At 37.7% G+C, this 19,218-nt stretch carries 12 protein-coding genes and 1 pseudogene; 5 read left to right on the top strand and 8 right to left on the bottom strand.

What is annotated here, in order from left to right:
• Positions 1-3 precede the first annotated feature (3 nt).
• On the bottom strand, positions 4-351 hold the full coding sequence (locus QT76_RS04345; RefSeq protein WP_033616744.1) for a hypothetical protein: 348 nt from the start codon (positions 349-351) through the stop codon (positions 4-6).
• 81 nt (positions 352-432) lie between these two features.
• On the opposite strand from QT76_RS04345, the gene recG reads away from it, so the two are divergent.
• The 5 genes from recG to QT76_RS04320 all read left to right on the top strand — a co-directional run bounded on the left by recG (position 433) and on the right by QT76_RS04320 (position 11,085).
• Positions 433-2,304 (top strand): ATP-dependent DNA helicase RecG, encoded by a 1,872-nt coding sequence (gene recG, locus QT76_RS04340; protein WP_033616743.1) that lies wholly within the window; start codon positions 433-435, stop codon positions 2,302-2,304.
• 50 nt (positions 2,305-2,354) lie between these two features.
• The gene (locus QT76_RS04335) at positions 2,355-3,665 is read left to right on the top strand and encodes a site-specific DNA-methyltransferase (RefSeq protein ID WP_033616742.1); all 1,311 of its coding nucleotides are present in this window, start codon (positions 2,355-2,357) and stop codon (positions 3,663-3,665) included.
• Positions 3,666-3,669: 4 nt separating this feature from the next.
• On the top strand, positions 3,670-4,257 hold the full coding sequence (locus tag QT76_RS08535; protein ID WP_154213085.1) for a site-specific DNA-methyltransferase: 588 nt from the start codon (positions 3,670-3,672) through the stop codon (positions 4,255-4,257).
• Positions 4,258-4,259: 2 nt separating this feature from the next.
• Complete coding sequence (locus tag QT76_RS04325; RefSeq protein WP_033616738.1) at positions 4,260-7,172, top strand: type III restriction-modification system endonuclease; 2,913 nt, start codon at positions 4,260-4,262, stop codon at positions 7,170-7,172.
• A gap of 106 nt (positions 7,173-7,278) precedes the next feature.
• Entirely contained in the window at positions 7,279-11,085 is a 3,807-nt protein-coding gene (locus tag QT76_RS04320) for a class I SAM-dependent DNA methyltransferase (RefSeq protein ID WP_033616737.1), read from the top strand.
• A gap of 579 nt (positions 11,086-11,664) precedes the next feature.
• Here the strand turns inward: QT76_RS04320 and QT76_RS04315 are convergent.
• The 7 genes and pseudogenes from QT76_RS04315 to plsY form a co-directional block, all read right to left on the bottom strand.
• A pseudogene (locus QT76_RS04315) lies at positions 11,665-12,344 on the bottom strand (CAAX protease).
• Between the two features lie 56 nt (positions 12,345-12,400).
• Entirely contained in the window at positions 12,401-13,588 is a 1,188-nt protein-coding gene (gene nusA, locus QT76_RS04310; protein WP_033616736.1) for a transcription termination factor NusA, read from the bottom strand.
• Positions 13,589-13,679: 91 nt separating this feature from the next.
• The gene (locus QT76_RS04305; RefSeq protein ID WP_033616735.1) at positions 13,680-14,852 is read right to left on the bottom strand and encodes an aminotransferase class V-fold PLP-dependent enzyme; all 1,173 of its coding nucleotides are present in this window, start codon (positions 14,850-14,852) and stop codon (positions 13,680-13,682) included.
• 225 nt (positions 14,853-15,077) lie between these two features.
• Positions 15,078-17,717, bottom strand: a complete 2,640-nt coding sequence (locus QT76_RS04300) for a TonB-dependent receptor (protein ID WP_033616734.1) — start codon at positions 17,715-17,717, stop codon at positions 15,078-15,080.
• Positions 17,718-17,897: 180 nt separating this feature from the next.
• Positions 17,898-18,212 carry an iron-regulated outer membrane protein FrpB4 gene (locus QT76_RS04295; protein WP_033616733.1) on the bottom strand — a complete coding sequence of 105 codons (315 nt, stop codon included), beginning with the start codon at positions 18,210-18,212 and terminating at the stop codon, positions 17,898-17,900.
• Entirely contained in the window at positions 18,196-18,549 is a 354-nt protein-coding gene (locus QT76_RS04290) for a dihydroneopterin aldolase (protein ID WP_033616731.1), read from the bottom strand. Before QT76_RS04290 ends, QT76_RS04295 begins: the two co-directional genes overlap by 17 nt.
• Positions 18,546-19,208 carry a glycerol-3-phosphate 1-O-acyltransferase PlsY gene (gene plsY, locus QT76_RS04285; RefSeq protein ID WP_000446716.1) on the bottom strand — a complete coding sequence of 221 codons (663 nt, stop codon included), beginning with the start codon at positions 19,206-19,208 and terminating at the stop codon, positions 18,546-18,548. The genes QT76_RS04290 and plsY overlap by 4 nt, the downstream gene beginning before the upstream one ends.
• Positions 19,209-19,218: the final 10 nt, after the last annotated feature.

The following is a 19,218-nucleotide window of genomic DNA, read 5'->3' as shown; positions in this document are numbered from 1 at the left end:
ACTTTAATACTTCCTGTTAAGCGGAGAATTGAGATTGTCTTGGTGGTTAGTGGCTCGTTGCAAAACGTTGTTCGTTCTTTTTTGCGAAGGATCAGTGTTTTCTTCATTATTGATTTCATCAATTTTATTTTCGTTATTGATCAAATCATTCACTTCTTTGGTGGCTTTTTCATCTTCTTCTTCATGCTCAATTTTTTTTATATCCTTATTCGCTTGATTGATTGGATTGTTTTGAGTGGTTTTAGTGTTGTTTTGGTGCGATTGGGACGATTTTTTAGGCTCGTCTTTGCACGCAATAAACAGGCTTAAAACAAAAGAGATAGCGATAAAATGAGTGATTTTAGATTTCATCAATTAAATTTCCTTAAGTCAATGTATAATTTGACTATCTTATCATAAAAATGATTAAGGATTGGCTAGGGTAAGAACAAATTGCAAGAAACAGATAACTTATTAAAAACATTGAATGTGAAATCGCTTTTAGAAGCCTTGCTTGTTTATACTCCCAAAGGCTATAAAGATTTGAATTTATTAGAGCGTTTTGAAACGGGCTTGAGCGGCGTTTTAGAAGTGGGTATTTTAGAGAAAAGAAACTACGCCAAAGTTTTAAAGATTTTTGCCTATTCCAAACGATTTTACAAAAATTTAGAGCTTGTTTTTTTCAATTACAGCGCGTTCCATTATAGCCAGTTTAAAACCGGCGAGAGTTTGTTTATTTATGGTAAATTAGAGCAAAGCTCTTTTAATCAAGCTTATATCATTAACACGCCTAAAATCCTTACCGAATTTGGCAAAATTTCTTTAATTTTTAAAAAAGTTAAAAATCATAAAAAAATACAAGAAAATTTACAAAAACTCATTTCATTAGAAAATTTAAAAAAGGAAGGCGTTAAAGAAAATATCGCGCGTTTGTTGTTGGAAATCTTTTTCCCCACACCGCATTTTGTCAAGGATTTTGAAACGAATAAAAATTTTCCTTCACAACATTTAAATGCATTAAAATACATTGAAATGCTTTTTTATATGAAAAATTTAGAGCGCAAAAAATTGCAATTTGGCGCTAAAATCGCATGCCCCAATAATAGCGAACGCTTGAAAGCGTTTATCGCTTCTTTACCCTTCAAACTCACACACGACCAACAAAACGCCATTAAAGAAATCCAAAACGATCTCACCAGTTCTATAGCGTGCAAGCGTTTGATTATAGGCGATGTGGGGTGCGGGAAAACGATAGTGATTTTAGCGAGCATGGTATTAGCTTACCCTAATAAAACCCTTTTAATGGCGCCCACTTCCATTCTCGCTAAACAGCTTTATAACGAAGCCTTAAAATTTTTACCCCCTTATTTTGAAGTGGAATTACTGCTTGGCGGGAGCCACAAGAAGCGATCCAATCATTTGTTTGAAACAATCACGCATGTGGTTATAGGCACGCAAGCGTTGTTGTTTGATAAGCGCGATTTGAATGAATTCGCACTAGTAATCACTGATGAGCAGCACCGATTTGGCACAAAACAGCGCTACCAATTAGAAAAAATGGCAAGCAGTAAGGGTAATAAGCCCCATTCTTTGCAATTTTCCGCTACCCCCATTCCTCGCACTCTGGCTTTAGCCAAAAGCGCGTTTGTGAAAACGACCATGATTAGAGAAATCCCTTACCCTAAAGAAATTGAAACTTTAGTCTTACATAAAAGAGATTTTAAAATAGTGATGGAAAAAATCAGCGAAGAAATCGCTAAAAACCATCAAGTCATTGTCGTTTATCCGCTGGTGAATGAGAGCGAAAAAATCCCGTATTTATCGCTCAGTGAGGGGGCGAGTTTTTGGCAAAAACGCTTTAAAAAGGTTTATACCACTTCAGGGCAAGATAAAAATAAAGAGGAAGTGATTGAAGAATTTAGAGAATCCGGGAGCATTCTTTTAGCGACTACGCTCATTGAGGTGGGCATTTCTTTACCACGATTGAGCGTAATGGTGATTTTAGCACCCGAAAGGTTAGGCTTAGCGACTTTACACCAGTTAAGGGGGCGCGTGTCTCGTAACGGCTTGAAAGGCTATTGTTTTTTATGCACGATCCAAGAAGAAAACGAACGATTGGAAAAGTTTGCTAATGAATTGGACGGCTTTAAAATCGCTGAATTGGATTTAGAATACAGAAAAAGTGGGGATTTACTCCAAGGGGGGGAGCAGAGCGGGAATAGTTTTGAATACATTGACTTAGCCAAAGATGAAAACATTATCGCTGAAGTGAAACAAGATTTTTTAAAAACCGCTAGCGTTTCATGGGGAACATTTGAAAATTGAAAATTAAGGTGGAATTGGGTAATTTAAATCATTTAAAATAAAGGATAGCCATGCAAAATAAAGAAATTGGTGGAGAAAAAAGCGTTAATGAAAAAAATTTAGAGGTTTTCAATCGTTATTTTCCCGGTTGCTTGAGTATAGAAAATGACAACCAACTCACGCTAGACACAGAAAAATTAAAAGCGTTATTAGGGGATTTTAGCGGGATAAAAGAAGAGGGTTATGGGTTGAACTTTGTGGGTAAAAAAATCGCTTTAACTCAAGCTTTTAAGAAAAACGATAAGATTTTAAAACCCTTAAACAAATCCACTAGCAAGCACATTCTCATCAAGGGCGATAATTTGGACGCTCTCAAAATCTTAAGACAAAGTTATAGCGAAAAAATCAAAATGATTTACATTGACCCTCCTTACAACACCAAAAACGAGAATTTTATTTATGGCGATGATTTTTCACAATCCAATGAAGAGGTTTTAAAAACATTGGATTATTCTAAAGAAAAATTGGATTATATCAACAATCTTTTTGGGTTAAAATGCCATAGCGGGTGGCTTAGCTTCATGTATCCTAGATTGTTGCTCGCTAAAGATTTGCTTAAAAAAGACGGCGTCATTTTCATTTCTATTGACGATAACGAAGCCGCCCAACTCAAACTTTTATGCGATGAAATTTTTGGGGAGGGGAATTTTGTGGCTGATTTTATTAGAAAAACTAAAAGCACGACTAATGACGCTAAAACGGGCGTCAATTACCAACATGAATTTTTGCTCTGTTATGCGAAAAATAAAGAATTTGTCAATCTCTTGGGGGGAGAAAAAAATTTAGAAAATTATAAAAACCCCGATAACGACCCTAACGGAGCATGGATTAATGATAACCCTAGCGCGAAAAGAATGACACCAAATAGCATGTTTAAAATTACTAATCCTTATACAGGTAAAGTGGATTATCCACCTGTGGGTATGTCTTGGCGTTTTTCACAAAATACAATACAAAAACACATTGATGAGGGGCGGATTTGCTTTAAAAAAAAGCATAAGGATAATGAAAGGGGTTTTATTTATAAACGCTATTTAAAGGATTTAAAAACCACACAAAAGACTTTTGATAGTTTAGCGTTTAGCGATAATTGTTATATGAACCAAGCGGCGACTAAAGAATTATTAAGGCTTGAATTAGCGGAGTATTTTAGTTATCCAAAGGGTGTGGATTTTATGGCTAAGATTATAGAACATGCTACCGAAAAAGGCGACACCATCTTAGATTTTTTCGCCGGGAGCGGGACGACTGCGCATGCGGTGTTGGAGAGTAATAAGAGCGATTATCAAAAATTAAGTGAGGGGGGGGGGGGGGTTATTTAATGGCTTGAACGCCACATTTAAAGAAAGGCGCTTCATTCTCGTCCAGTTAGACGAAAAAATTGATCCCAAGAAAAACAAAAGCGCACATGATTTTTGTTTGAACACCCTAAAATCCACCTCCCCAAGCATTTTTGACATCACCGAAGAAAGGATTAAAAGAGCGGGGGCTAAAATCAAAGAAGCTTGCGCACATTTAGATGTGGGGTTTAGAGCGTTTGAAATCGTTGATGATGAAACGCATGCGAACGATAAAAATCTCAGTCAAGCCAAGCAAGAGGATTTGTTCGCTTATTCTAACCCTGAAAAAATGGAAACCCAAACGATTTTAATCAAGCTTTTAGGCTGCGAGGGTTTGGAGCTCACCACCCCTATAATTTGCTTGATTGAAAACGCCTTGTATCTGGCTGAAAATACGGCTTTCATTGTGGGGGATATAGAAATGAGTGAGGTTTTAGAAAACTTGAAAGATAAAGGGGTGGAAAAAATCAGCATGTATATGCCCGCTATCAGTAACGACAGGCTGTGTTTGGAATTGGGCAGTAATTTGTTTGATTTGAAATTAGAGAGCGGCGATTTAAAGATTAGGGGGTAGAGGTGAAAATCAAATTCAAACGATTAGACTATCAGGAGCAATGCCGGGACCAAATTTTAGGGGTGTTTAAGGGGATTTATTTCAGGGAGCCAGAAAATGACGCTCAAAGGATTTCTAACCATGTTTTTGAAATAGGGGTAGTCAAAGATATTTTATTAGAAAATATTGAGAATTTGCGATCGAAACAAAAAATAACCCAGGGAAGCGTGGGGATTGAAAAGTCGTTAAACTGCGATATTTTAATGGAAACAGGCACCGGGAAGACCTTTTGCTTTTTGGAATGCGTTTATGCCTTGCATAAAAACTATCGTTTGTCAAAATTCATCGTTTTAACGCCAAGCAACGCCATTAAATTAGGGGTTTTAAAGAGTGTTGAAATCACAAGAGAATTTTTTAAAAGCGAATATTCTAACACGCATTTAGAAAGCTATGAAGATGTAGAAAGATTTATTTTAGCGAGTAATCACAAATGCTGCGTGTTGGTGATGACTTTTTCTGCCTTTAATAAAGAGAAAAATACTATCAACAAATCATGCCTAGAAAACACGAATCTATTCAACGGCGCAAAAAGTTACATGCAAGCTTTAGCGAGTATGCGCCCCATCGTCATCATGGACGAACCACACCGATTTTTAGGCGATAAAACAAAAAAATATTTGGAACAATTAAACGCTTTAATCACGCTCAGGTTTGGGGCGACTTTTAAAGATGATTATAATAATCTGATTTATGCGCTAGACAGCAAAAAAGCGTTTGATTGCGCCCTAGTGAAAAGCATCAGCGTGGCGTCTGTGGGGGAGAGTGATGAGTGTTTTTTAGAGCTTAAAGGGATTGAAAAAAGAAATGAATATGAAGCTGCAATTAACTACACGGATTTAGACAATAAAACTAAAAGCGTCAAAGTCAAAACGCATGATAATTTAGGCGCGCTAACTCAAATCAGCGCTTTAGAAGATTACATTGTAGAAAAAATCACTAAAACTGAGATTCGTTTTCTCAATGGCTTTAATTTGTTACTGGATCAAAAAGAGCCTTTTTCTCATCTTTTAGAGGGCGAGCAAGAAGTGATGCTGAAAGAAGCGATAAAAAGCCATTTTGAAAGAGAAGAAGGGCTTTTTAAAAAAGGGATTAAAGCCTTGTGCATGGTGTTTATTAGCGGGGTGAATAGCTATTTAAGCGAGAATGAACAGCCGGCCAAATTAGCCCTTTTATTTGAAAAACTCTACCAACAAAAGCTTGAAGAAGTTTTAAAAAAGCCTTTAGATGAAAATTATAGAGCGTATTTAGAGCGCACTAAAGACAATATTCAAAAAGTGCATGGAGGGTATTTTGCTAAAAGCAAGAAAGAGAGCGACGAAGCCCAAGTGATCGCGCTCATTTTAAAAGAAAAAGAAAAATTGCTGAGTTTTGATTCCGATCTCAGGTTTATTTTTTCGCAATGGGCGTTGCAAGAGGGGTGGGATAACCCTAATGTGATGACGATTTGCAAATTAGCCCCTAGCCATTCCCATATCACTAAATTGCAACAAATCGGTAGGGGGTTAAGGCTCGCTGTGAATGATAAGGGCGAACGCATCACTAAAGAGCATGCTGATTTTGATTTTGTCAATGAATTGGTGGTGATCGTGCCGCAAGTTGAGGGGGATTTTGTGGGAGCGATCCAGCAAGAGATAAGCGAGCATAGCTTGATTAAACAAGAATTTAGCGCAGAAGAGTTAGAAAAAAGCGGCATGGTTAAAAAAGGGTATTATGGGGTTTTGTTTGAAACATTAGAGGGTTTGGGTTTTGGAGAAAAAACAGGTGATGAAAACTTTAAACTCACCCTCAATCAAAACGAATTTTTAAAAAAAGAGCCGGAACTAGAAAAATTAAAAAATGAAAAATACCTGGATTTTGAAAAATTAAAAGATTTTTTAAAAGATCGCTTAGTTGGCAATCCTAGAGTTAGGAACAAAAACGAGCGAAAAACTGAAAAAATCAAAATCAATAAAGAAAATTTTAAAAAATTTGAAACCTTATGGGAGAGCTTGAATCATCAAGCCCGGATCGCTTATGCCATGGATAGCGAGAGTTTGATTGATGAGATTGTCAAAAATATTAATTCTTCTTTTAAGGTCAGTTCAAAAATCGTTTCGGTTACGACGCATAAAAAAGTAGAAACCATGGGAAATAACGCCAAAACAGAGATTTTTGAGCGAGAAAGCGCATGCGTGTGGAGTTTGCATGAATTTATCAGCGCCTTGTCTAATAAGGTGAAATTGAGTTTTAAAAGCGTGGCTAAAGTGTTGGAAAAAATTGATGAAAACAAGTTTAATGAAATTAAAAAAAACGAACAAGAGGGCTTAAAGCGCTTAGAAGATCTGTTTTTGGAAATCATTTATCAAAATATTAAAGATAAAATTTCCTATCAAATGCGCGAAACGACGATTAAAAACAGAAAAAACGATGCGTTTTATGATGAAAAAGGAGAAATTAGAGAATTTTTAGACGGGAGTTTGGGGGTGGATAAATATGAAATTAAAAATTCCAGCGCTCAAGAAAAATGCCTGTATGAAAACTTCATGCAAGTGGATAGCGAGATTGAAAAAGACACGATTGAAGAATCTAATGACACTAAAATCATTGTTTTTGGCAAGCTCCCTAGGGTTAAAATCCCGGTAGGGTTGAATCAAACTTATAGCCCTGATTTTGGGTATGTGGTTGAAAACAACGATAAAAAAGTGTTGTTAGTGGTAGAAACTAAGGGGGTTGAAAATGAAAACGAATTGCGCGAAGAAGAAAAGCGGAAAATTTCAACCGCTAAAAAATTTTTTGAAGCTTTAAAAAAGCAAGGCGTGAATATTGAATACAAAACCAAAATGAACAAAGATCAATTAAGCGCGTTGGTTAATGAAGTTTTAAATCGTAAAGATTAGAGTTACTTTAATGTTTCACATGGAACAATTTTAAAGAAAAGCGTTTTATTTAAAATTCATGGCACTTTTGTTATAATCGCCGTTATCCCATTTCAAAGGCGTTTTCATGATTTGTTTCACTCGCATCCCGCTCAAAGATTTTATTAAACAATACAACCCCCAAGAACCCAAAAAAGAAACTATAGAAAATTTTGAAAAAGAAATAAACAGCTTATTAGAAAACGCGCCAAAACGAAATGATGAAGAATTTCAAAAAAATGAAATCAATAAGTTTTTTCTAAAAACTTATGGCTATGACTGCAACACCGATGAAAAAGTGGATAGCGCGATCTATATGGGTAAAGAAGCTTGGGTGCTTATTGAAGTCAAAGCCCTAAACAATAGGAACGAATTCCCCAAAGACAGAGAAAACCCGCTCAGTAAAGCCTTTTGTCAAATGGTTTTGTATTTTTTAAAAGAGACAGAAGAAAACAACTCCCTAAAACACGCCATTATTTGCAACGCACATGAATTTTTCCTCTTTGATTGTAGGGATTTGCTTTTGTTTCAAAACGATAAACGCATCGATAAATTCTATAAAAGTTGGGCTAAAAACGAAGGCACAGACTCTTCAAAACCAAAATTTTACAAAGATTTAGAACAATATTTGAAAACAGATTTTGAAGGCGAACTCCGCTACACTCACTTTAATTTGAGCGATGATTTTAAAGAACTTCCTTTGATTTATCAAGTTTTAAGCCACGAAGTCCTTTTAAAACAAAGGAAAACCCTTGACGCTAACACGCTTAACAAAGATTTTTATGAAGAATTGCTTTACATTTTAGGGTTAGAAGAGCAAAATGACAAAGGGAAAATTTTAATCAAGCCCAGCCGCACCAAAAACTCCCTAAGCGATGCTTTAAAAAAGAAATACACAAATTTAGATGATGAAGAAGTCATGGCGTTACTTATCGCTTGGAATAACCGCATCTTGTTTTTACGGCTTTTAGAAAGCCTTTTAATTTCTTTCGAGCATCTTAAAGACTCTTTCTTAACCACAGACAACTTTAAAGATTTCAACGACCTAAACGACCTCTTTTTTGAAGTCCTAGCTAAGAAAAATAACGAGCGTCTCAAAGAGATTAAAGAAGACAAGATTTTACAAAAAATCCCTTATTTGAATTCCAGTTTGTTTGATAAAACGCCTTTAGAATCAAAGGGGTATGAAATCAAATTGCTCAATAACAAACCTTTAGAGATTTATCCTAAATCCGTTCTTAAAAAATATGAAGATTATCAAAAAGAAAAAGCTTTGCCCTTGCTAAAATACCTTTTTGCATTTTTATGTCTTTATAAATTCACCACCACCCCTAAAGACATTAAAGATAATACCGATACCAGCGAAAGCCGTTTGATTAACCCTAGCGTTTTAGGGCTTGTTTTTGAAAAACTCAACGGCTATAAAGAGGGGAGCTTTTATACCCCAAGCTTTATTACAAGCTACATGTGCAAAGAGAGTATCAGCCAAGTCGTGTTGGATAAATTCAACGCCACTTATCAGTGGGACTGCAAAGATTTAGAAGCGTTGCGAGAAAAAATAGACAGAAATTTTTCAAATGAAAAAGCTAAAGAATACCTAAACACGCTTTTAACTTTACGCGTTTGCGATCCGGCGGTAGGGAGCGGGCATTTCTTGGTTTCAGCGCTCAATGAAATGGTGTTAATTGCTTACAAGCTAGGGCTTATTGTTTCCTTGTATCGCCACAAACTTAGATTAGAAAACGATGAAATCATCATTCACCACGCACAAACGGGTGAAATCTTTAACTACAAAAAACCGCATAGCGAAAACGACCCCCACCACCACATCCAAAAAGAACTTTTTAATCTTAAAAAAGACATCATTGAAAACTGCCTTTTTGGCGTGGATATTAACCCCAATTCTTGCGAAATCACCAAGCTCAGGCTATGGATAGAGCTTTTAAAATACAGCTACTATATTTTTGAAGAGGGTAAGAACACTCACGCGCTTGAAACCCTCCCCAATATTGATATTAATATCAAGTGCGGTAATAGCTTGATTTCACGCTTTAATTTGAATGATGATCTTAAAAAGATCCCCAATATCAAGAAAAAAATCCAAGAATACAAAGATCTAGTCGCCCAATACAAAGACCCAAACCCTCTCTATTCCTTAAATAAAACCGATCTGATCAACAAAATCCAAGAGTTAAAAAACACTTTTTCCCTCACGCTCAAAGACCCTAAAACTAAAGCAGAGCTTGAAAAGGCTATTGAAAAACACATCACAAATTACAATGATTTTGCCCTAGACGATAAGAGTTTGCTAACTGGTTTAAATTACTTTATCCCAAGCCTTTTTGGCACGCCCAAGCTAAGCCCTAAGGAAGAGGAAGAGGCTTTTGCTTCTTATGGGCGTATTAGAGCTTTAAGAAAAAAGCTTGATGATGCCTTAAGTGGTGGGGAGTATCAAAATGCGTTTGAATGGCGCTTTGAATTTCCTGAAGTTTTAGACGATGAGGGGGATTTTTTAGGCTTTGATTGCATTATAGGCAATCCGCCTTATATCCGCCAAGAAAAAATCAAAGACTTAAAACCTTTATTACAAAAGCAATACCCCAATTTTTACAACAGCTCAAGCGACATTTACACCTACTTTTTTGCCCTGGCTTTCAACCTTTTAAAAGAAAAAGGGTTTAACGCTTTCATCACTTCTAACAAATACACGCGCGCTCAATACGGCGCCAAATTAAGAGAGTTTTTACTCAAAAACACCACCATTATCAGCTACATGGAATTGAGCGCCTTAAAAGTCTTTGAAAGCGCCACAGTGGATGCAAGCATCATCAATGCCCTAAAACAACCACCTCTTAAAGAAAGCGTTTTTACATATTACGAACCCATAAAAAACGATAAGGAGGATTTGAAAAGCGCCCACCCCCTACCCATGCTTCAAAACGCGCTCCAAACAGAAAGCTTTATTTTTGCCAACGCCAAGCTTTTAGACTTAAGGGATAAAATAGAACAAAACGGCACCCCGCTTAAAGACTGGGGCATTCAAATCAATTACGGGATAAAAACCGGCTCTAACGAAGCCTTTATCATTCCCACTGAAAAAAGAGACGCAATCTTAAAAAACTGCGACGATGTGCAAAAAGATGGCATGGGAATGAGTGAAAGAGAAAGAACAATTAAGCTTATCAAGCCGATTTTAAGAGGGAGGGACATTAAAAGGTATCGTTATGAGTGGGCGGGGGAGTGGCTGATTTTTATACCTTGGCATTTTCCAAACACCGATAGTCCAAAAGGCATGGAAGAAAATGAACAAGATTTTTCTACCCACTATCCTATTATCTATGCTCATTTGCTTTCACATAAAGATGAACTTTTAGAACGCAATAAAGATGAAACCGGAAAGAGATATGAATGGTATTGCTTGCAAAGGTGGGCGGCAAGCTATTATCAAGAGTTTGAAAAAGAGAAAATTGTGTATGGCGAAATCGTGCAAGAGCCACGATTTTATTTGGATAATGGGGAATGCGAGTTAGGGGTTTTCTATGCAGAAGCCACGAGCTTTATCCTCACAGGAGAGCATTTGCACTATCTTTTAGGAATGTTGCATTCTCAATTGGTTACTTTTGCTTTCAAAACTTTCTATGCAGGTGGCGGACTGGGTGAGAGTGGTTATCGCTATAAAAAGGCTTTTATAGAACGGCTCCCCATTCCTAAAATCACCACTAAAAACCAAGAATTAGCCCAAAAAATCACTGATTATGCAGAGCGGATCTTAAAAGCAAAAGAAAAAGACCCCAAAGCCAACACTCAAGAATTAGAACAAAAAATTGACGCCTTAGTCTATCAGCTCTATAACCTCACCGATGAAGAGGTTAAAATCATTGAAAACGGGCAGTGAATAAAAAGCGATTTACCTTAAAGGAAACCCCTTAAATAGGGGAAACCTTTGGTTTTAATGGGTTTTTTTAACAACGATTTTAACCCTATACTTAAAAAAAGGTATTTTTAAGTATAATACAACCAAAGGTTTTTTACCATGTTTTTTGGACATAGTAATCCTTTGAAGGTGATTTACCCCCTAATCTCTAGCGAAAAAAACTAGGGGGTGAGCGTTATTTTATCCTAACCTTTAAAACAAGCAAGAACAATCAAACACAATTTAAAGATTAAAAAAGCTTTTTCTAACGCATGGCTTTGGAATAAAACCATATAAAGAATAGTGGGGGGCGTGGTGCTTAAAGCAAACGCCTTAAAAACTAAAAAATACCATAAAATTGCTTTTGAATCTGTATATTGGCAATGGGAAAACTTTCAAAAAGAGGGTAATGTTAGTGGAAGAATTAAATAAAAAACGGCTCTTGTGTTAGGGGGGTTGTTAAAAGATGAAAAAAGCGATTAGGTTTTTAAGAAATTTGATTTATTTTGATTTTTGAGTTATAATGCATTTACATTATAAGGGCTTCAGTAGCCCACTTTTTTACAAACTACTTAAATCTGCAAAATCTTTATTCCCAACGCTCTTAATTAAATCATCTAAAAATAGAGTGATTTTGTTAGGTTCAATACCAATCACTAAAATTCTGTCCATTGGAATGTTTTTTTCCCACTGAATGATGTAGTTATTCGTGGGCGCTTGTTTGGTTGGATTTTGAGTAAATTTTCCCAATGATACGCACGATTTCTAATCGTCCATAACAAGTTTAAAGCAATATGGGCTTTAATATAATTGTAAAGAAGGCGTTTTTTGCTTTTAATAAGCAAGGTATCCTTATTTTCGTGATAATAAGCTCTCAAACGATACGCTCTCAAATCTAGCACGACCCCCTCTAACTTATAGAGAAAAATAAGCTTAATCACTGCCCCTAAAGACATTTTAGATAAAATCAAAGAATGCGTGATTTCTTTTTTCTTTTCTTTTAGCTCTTTGATCAAAGGGGTTAAAGCGCTTTCATTAAACACCCATTCGCTCCCTTTGATTTGAGTCAAGCAATAGTCTAAAGCGTTGCGTAAATAAATCTCTAAATTAGAAATTTTAGGCGTGATGAAAGAAATGAATTTTAAATTTTCTTTGTATTGCTCTAGGCTGTCATAAGCATCTAATCTGTCTTTGGATAGAATGAGCGTAATATCATTTTTAAAATGTTTTAAATCTTGCATAGTATTTTCTTAAATTCCTTTTGATTAAGGACTCAATAAGTTTCACAGAAATCATTTCAATTCTTAAACAAAGACTCTAAAGCTTCTACCCCCACTTTTGGCGTTTCTTTTTCGCTTTCATTTTCTGCGTTTTCTTTGACGCTAGGAATGGTTTCAAACTCTATGTGATAGCCTGTAAGCATGGACGCTAAGCACACATTCACCCCACCTTTACCGATAGCCTTAGATTTTTCAATGTCTAATAAACGCACTTTAGCCTTTTGCAAATGGTTGTTGACAATAAAACGCTCTTGAACGGATTCTTTTTCTTCAGCATTCAATTCTTCTATGGGGATTTTTTTAACCTCAACGCTTAAAATTTTGGCTGGAGCGAGCGCTAAAGTGATATAAATTTCAGGCACATTAGAATACTCTATGCAATCAATGTTTTCTTTATTCAATTCGTTACTTATCGCATTAATGCGCACGCCCTTAACCCCCACCGCCGCGCCTATGGGGTCAATCCTAGCGTTATGGGAAAAAAAGCTCACTTTCGCTCTGTTGCCTGGGATTCGCGCGCAATGGATGATTTCAATTTCCTTATCTTTAATTTCAGGGACTTCTAATTCCAACAAGGCTTCAAGCATTTTAGGGGTGGTGCGGCTCAGCTCTAATAGTAAGCCCTTTTTCGTGCGTTTGACTTGCGTTAAAACCGCTTTAATGCTATCGCCTACTTTAAAACTCTCGCCTTTGATGCGATGGCGCATGGAAAGAACGCCTTGAAATTGCTGCTCAATCTCAATAAAAGTGTTTTGGTTGTGATCCACTAAAATCACTTGCCCCATTAAAACGCTGTTAAGACGCTTTTGAAACGCTTCAAAGTGGCTATCTTCTAACGCTTTTTCTAACTGGTATTGCAAATCTTTAAAAAGGCGGTTGATCGCTCCTTGCTTCATGCTCTCCAAACTCAAGCTGTAAGACAATTCGTCTTTAATCTTAACGCTTGGATCCATTTCTTTTGCTTTAGACAAACTGATGTATTTAGAAGGATCGTTAATCAACCTTTCATCATCATCTTCTAAAACTTCCACCAACTGGATAAGCTGGAGCTGCTTGTTTTCTTCAACCACCAAGTAGCGCGCTAGGGGGTCTAACTCATTTTGCGCCATTTTTAACAAACAGCCTTGAATCACTTTTGAAATCATCTCTTTAGGCAAATTTTTTTCATACGCAATGCATTCTATAAGGTCGCTGATTTTTTCCATTCTTGAGTTCCTTTAAATTGATGTTCTATCATTCTCTGTCATTTTATGGGGGAGATGGCGTTTTTGAAAGAGATTTTATTATAGCGAATTTTTAAGCCTTGTTAAGGATTTCTGCTAAAACCAGAGCGATTTTTTCCAAATCTTCTCCATTCAAGCTAAAGACTTCAAAACACACAAATGCGCATGAAATTCTTGTAATAACGCCTTTTTGAAAAAGCTTTAAATAAAGTTTCTCACAATCTAAATTCTGGGTGTTTTTGGGCTGGACTTTCACGCAAAAGGATTCCAATTCCCTACCAAATAAATTCCCTATTTTAGAAAAGCTAGAGGCTATGCTCACGTTCAATTCTAAAGGCTTTAAAAGGGCGTAGAGTTTCAAGGCTTTTTGCAATAAGGCGTCTTTAGTTTGGTTCAGTAGCGCATGGATTGTAATGTCTTCTTGGTGATTGACCCATGCGTTTAGGCTGCAAAAAAGCAAGGTGAGGGTGATTTTATCCACCCTCAAAGCTCTATAAAGGGGGTGGTTTTTTAACATTTCAACCCATTCTTTTTTCCCCATAATAATGCCCGCTTGCACGCTGTTAAAGGATTTATCCGCGCTAAAGCTTAAAAGTGATGGTTTGAAATCTAAAATTTCTTCTAAAGCCGTTCTATCCAACAAATCCACATCCCCTAAATTGTAATAATCTATCAAACCATGCTCTTTAGCTAGGGCTTGTAAATCTTTAAAGGGCGTGTCTTTTTTAAAAGCGGGGTTGTGGGTTTTAAAGAGCATTTTGCTGTTTTCATTCAAGGCTAAGCGGTAATCCCTTAAATAAGCGCGACTGGTATTCCCCACTAAATGCAGCCTAGCCCCACTACTCAATAAAATATCTTTAAGGTTAAAATTCCCCCCCACTAATTCGCCATAAGAAACAACGATTTCTTTTTCTTGCGCTAAAGCGTTAGCGATGAGGAATACCGCGCTGGTGTTGTTATTCACGATCAAAATTTCTTCAGCGTTAAAGCACGCCTTAAAAAGCTGTTTTAAAGGGGTTAAGCGGTTCTTTTTTTTAGCGGTGTTGAGATCGCATTCTAAATCAATAGGTTGGGTTAAAACTTCTTTTAAATAAGGCTCAATCTTTTCATAAAATTGCGGGCTAAAAAACGATCGCCCATGATTTTCATCAAAAACGCTCGCGCTCGCATTGATGATTTTTTGATAAGGGCTTTTCAAAAGATCCGGGGTTATTAGGAGCGTTTCTTTAGTCGTGATATTAGCCATGATGAAAGCGTTTGATTCCTTTTTTGAGAGTTAAAATGAGCGTTATTTTAAACTAAACCCGCTAAATTTTTGATAAAACTACTTTTTTAAAATCCTTAAGAGCGTCTTAATGAGCTTATTGAGCGAGCGGAACTTTTTCCATAGAGTTTGGCGGTTTCTATAGGGCTTTTTCATGTTTGTTTCCATGTTTAAAATTCAAAAAGAAATCCTAGGATTTCTTTCATTTTAGAATTGATAGGATACCTCAAAACGCGCGTTAAATCCAGGAGCCGGGAGCGCCATGCGCTTGCCTTTAGGGATCATATCGCTCGCTGGAGCGTCCGCACTCGCTTGAAACACAGAAGTTTGATCCACATATTGCTTGTTTAAGATATTGTTAAACACGGCTGAAATCCTTAAACCCTGCCATTTTTTAGAAGGCGGAGTCCAATTGATAAAGATATTATGCACGCCATACCCGGGTTTATGGATTTTGATCAAGCCGTATTGCGGGTAATAGATAGAATAGCCTTCATAATACATGTTAGTTACAAAGCGCGAGAGCCAGGTTAAAGTAAGCCCCCACCTGCGAACATCATAATCGGCTTTTAGGATAAACACATTCCCAGTCGTTGCAGCTAAAGCGTAAGTGTCCGCCAATAAATGCCCCCTAGCCGTTGGCCAAGAGCGAGCCACTGAGAAAGTCCCTAAGAAATTCTTATACCTCACATTCCCTGAAACTTCATAACCATAAATGTTAATGGTTTCGGGTAAATTCCCTGACATGTTTTTTGCGGTCGCGTTACCTCCGCCATTTTTAGAAGTGTCTTGCCCGTAGCTGTTGATGAAGTTATTGATGACTTGATAGAACGCAGCCCCGCGCACATTGAAATACTTGCTGTTGTAATCCACATTAAATTCCACATTTTGACCGATCGCAGGGCGCAAGTTCCTTTGATAAATCACCGTAGGATCGCGCATCAAAACGCCATCGCCAGGCAAAGCCCCCTTAGTTACATACGCATAGCTCACTTTCAAGCCAATGCTTTCAATGGGGTTATAAAGCACGGTCGCAGAAGGCGAAAAGCCAGAAGTTACATGCGTGCGGCCGTTTTTGTCTAGCAAAGTGTAAATATCATAACGAGTTCCCGCACCCACGATCACATTGCTTAAAATATTGTAGTTCGCTTGCATAAACCCTCCGATGATATTGCCGATCGCATGCGAATTTTGGGGCATGTTACGATAGAGCGGGTTAGGCGTGTTGAGATTTTGAGGGTATTGAGAGCTTTGATCGGTATAGTAATGGCGGTAAGGCAAGCCCGGCCCGTTAGGGTCGTTAGGATCAATGTTGTTTTTATAATAGCCGTTTTTGCCTTTGTCCAATCCAGAGAAAACGCTCAGGTTTTGATAAATCATGCCGTATTCAAACACATTCCCATAATCTTCGCTAATGGGGTGGGTTACTTTAAAATTAACGCCTGAGTTGATTAAGAAAATCCTTCTGGCTAAAGTCCCCTCAGCGTCCGCATTCCCTAAAGTCCAATCGTTTGCGCTAGGGTTTTGAGCGTTAGGGGGGGTCATGTCATAATCAGGATTTTTAGGGACAAGCCCATGATAGACATTCGCGCTTGCAGAAAGCATGGTAGCGCTAAGTTGCCCATACCCTGCTTGCGCCCCTCCACTAGAATCGCTATCCCCTTGCCAATTAATAGAGTTAGGCGCGCCATAACCTATTTGATAGCCTCCATTAGAAGGCCTGATAGCCCCTTGCGTGCATTGGCTGATATTATCCGGGTTGTTACACCACTCTCTCACTTCAGGGATATAATCCGGGTTAGCCGGCTCGTTAGAATTGTAAGCGAAAGGATTCACCACAGGGTTATAATTGCCCCCCCTTACCCCTAAAAAGGCGGTGGATTCAACGCGCGGCTGGTTGAAATTAGGACCGCCTTCATGCTTGTATTTCAGGCTCAAATTGTGGTTGAAGTTGATCGTATGGGCTAATTCTTTCCCAAAGTCAATCACAAAGGGGGCTGGCTGGCTTCCTGGGTCATTGGCTTTGGAGAGGGCTGAAGTGGTGTTAGGGCGTAAAAGCCTTGTAGAATTGTCTCGTGTGAGGTTGTAGCTCACGCTAATGCTATCGGTTTCGTTGATATAGCCATTAATTTTAGCTAAAACGCTATTGACTTCACTAGGAGTCCCTACGCTCATTTCGCTATTGCTTGGATCTTGTAAATCGTAGTTAGGGTGGAAGACATTCCTAAAAGCGTTGTTCCCGTCTCTGTAGTAAAAAATATTTTGATGGTTGTAATAGGCTAGGATGTCCCAGTTTTTACCACGATAGGCTGCCGTGGCGTTCATGCGGTATCCAAAGTTGGTATAAAAGGCCGCTTCCGCTTTAGCCCCATAAGTTTGATTCTTTCTTAAGAAGTCGTTAGCGTCAATCGTGGTGAAAGACAATTTGCCCGCCACCGCGCCAGGGCCTGCTGAAGCGTTTGCTGCCCCTTTAATCACTTCCACTTCTTTAACCATGTTAGGATCGATCACCGTGTTAGCGTCATGGTGGAAAATATTACCATTTTGAGCGACGCCATCTATTGTTACCCTTAAAAGGCGCGTTTCAATCCCCCTAACATAGATTTTTTGCGCCATTAAGCCCCCACTAGCCACATTCACATCCGCTCTAGTCCTAAAAATATCACGGACTTGGTTGCTTTGGCGTTGTTGGAGCTCTTTTCTGTCAATATACATTTTATTGTTGTATTCAAAAGTCCTTTCACCCTTAGTGGTTACCTTACCCAAAGTGTGGGTATTTTCTTGAGCTTGCAAACTGCTAGCGACAATACAAGAGACAAACACGATACGAAATTGATTTCTAAGCATTTCTTTTAGCCTTTTTATTTACTTTTTTCTAAAAATTTAGTCAAGTTTTAAACCTAAGGTTATTATTACATTATTCTATTTAATAATACCTTAAATTTGTTTTAGGATTAAGAAAATACCAAGAAAAATATGATTAAAAAAAGTTTTAGCATTTTATTGAGCGGTTGATTATTGAGTGGCTCAATCAAGTGCTATTTGTGAAGAAGCGCTGCTCATTCCTCTTAAAAAAGTTTGAGAAGACACATTGATTTCAGCGTTTTGGCGGAAAATATCGCTTGGCTGGTTGCTCTGGCGTTCTTCTAAATCATGGCGTTTGATGATAATGGTATTCCCCCATTGAAAGGGTCTATAAGCGTGCTTTTTTTTAATGATAAAATGAGGTTCTAAATTTAAAAATTGCGCATAACTCGGGAAATATAACGGCTCTAATAAAGGGTTTATGGGGTGTGCTTTTAAAACCATAAGGAGGAAAAAGAGGCTAAAGATTATTTTCATAGCAAATTTTCACGCTCGCTCCCACTTGAGAATTGGGAGAAATTTCTAACTTGCTGATTTTTAAATAAAGCTCAGAAATTCCACTATAGTGCGTTTTTAAAGCATGGCTCAAATCTTTCAGGGCGTCTTCAATGAGTAAGTATTGTTTTTCTTGCATCATCTTTTGAATAAGCTCTTGGATTTCCATGTAGTCTAAATAAGCCTTATTGGGTAATTCCGTGTAGAAAAGATCCAAATCCACGCTTATTTTTTGGGGTTTTAAGCGTTCAAATTCCAAAATCCCTAAAATCGTTTCAAACACGAAGTTATGGACATGAACGCCTTGTTTAGTTTTCATAAGACTTTCTTTTCCTTACCGGCTAATAAATTAAAAATATTGCCCGCATGCTTGATAAGGGTAAAAATAAAAATAAGCACCATAGGCGTTTGCGTGCCGACTTCTTTAAGGATATTGACGCTATCTGGGATATGCATATAAGGCACAAAAAAGATAAGAACAGTCGCTGTGCCTACCCCTAGAATGCTAGCGAGTGAAGAGATTTTAAGCACCTTACCCACAAAAAACCACACCGTTAAACCGATGAGGCTTTCAATAGGGATGAGCAACACCACAGAGCCCATGATCGTAGAAACGCCCTTGCCTCCATTGAAATTTAAAAAAGGCGAATAACAATGCCCTAAAATGCTAGCGATAGCGACCATCCATTGCAAACTGTAATCCAACCCAAACAATTTGCTCAAAAACACCGCGAACATGCCTTTGAATAGATCCAGGATTAAGACTAATAAGGCCATTTGTTTGGCGTTACTCACGCCCTTACTTTGTAAAGCGCGCAAGACATTCGTTGCGCCAATGCCGCCCGATCCGATTTTAGTAATATCCATGCCGTAAAAGATTTTCATTAACGCATAGCCAAAAGGAATCCCCCCAATCAAATAACCCAAAAGGGTGAAAATCACATTGATATTGGTTAGGAAGTTTAAAACGCTTTCCATAAATACCCTT

Origin of the sequence: Helicobacter pylori SA37A, assembly GCF_000476015.1 — a bacterium.
GTDB classification, from domain to species: Bacteria; Campylobacterota; Campylobacteria; order Campylobacterales; family Helicobacteraceae; genus Helicobacter; species Helicobacter pylori_DB.
The sequence above is the reverse complement of the archived record's forward strand: the minus strand, read 5'-3'. Positions and strand labels throughout refer to the sequence as shown.

Coding starts and splice junctions, on each gene's coding strand:
- QT76_RS04345 (WP_033616744.1), bottom strand. CDS start 351: ATGAAATCTAAAATCACTCATTTTATCGCTATCTCTTTTGTTTTAAGC.
- QT76_RS04335 (WP_033616742.1), top strand. CDS start 2,355: ATGCAAAATAAAGAAATTGGTGGAGAAAAAAGCGTTAATGAAAAAAAT.
- QT76_RS04320 (WP_033616737.1), top strand. CDS start 7,279: ATGATTTGTTTCACTCGCATCCCGCTCAAAGATTTTATTAAACAATAC.
- nusA (WP_033616736.1), bottom strand. CDS start 13,588: ATGGAAAAAATCAGCGACCTTATAGAATGCATTGCGTATGAAAAAAAT.
- QT76_RS04305 (WP_033616735.1), bottom strand. CDS start 14,852: ATGGCTAATATCACGACTAAAGAAACGCTCCTAATAACCCCGGATCTT.
- QT76_RS04300 (WP_033616734.1), bottom strand. CDS start 17,717: ATGCTTAGAAATCAATTTCGTATCGTGTTTGTCTCTTGTATTGTCGCT.
- QT76_RS04295 (WP_033616733.1), bottom strand. CDS start 18,212: ATGAAAATAATCTTTAGCCTCTTTTTCCTCCTTATGGTTTTAAAAGCA.
- QT76_RS04290 (WP_033616731.1), bottom strand. CDS start 18,549: ATGAAAACTAAACAAGGCGTTCATGTCCATAACTTCGTGTTTGAAACG.
- plsY (WP_000446716.1), bottom strand. CDS start 19,208: ATGGAAAGCGTTTTAAACTTCCTAACCAATATCAATGTGATTTTCACC.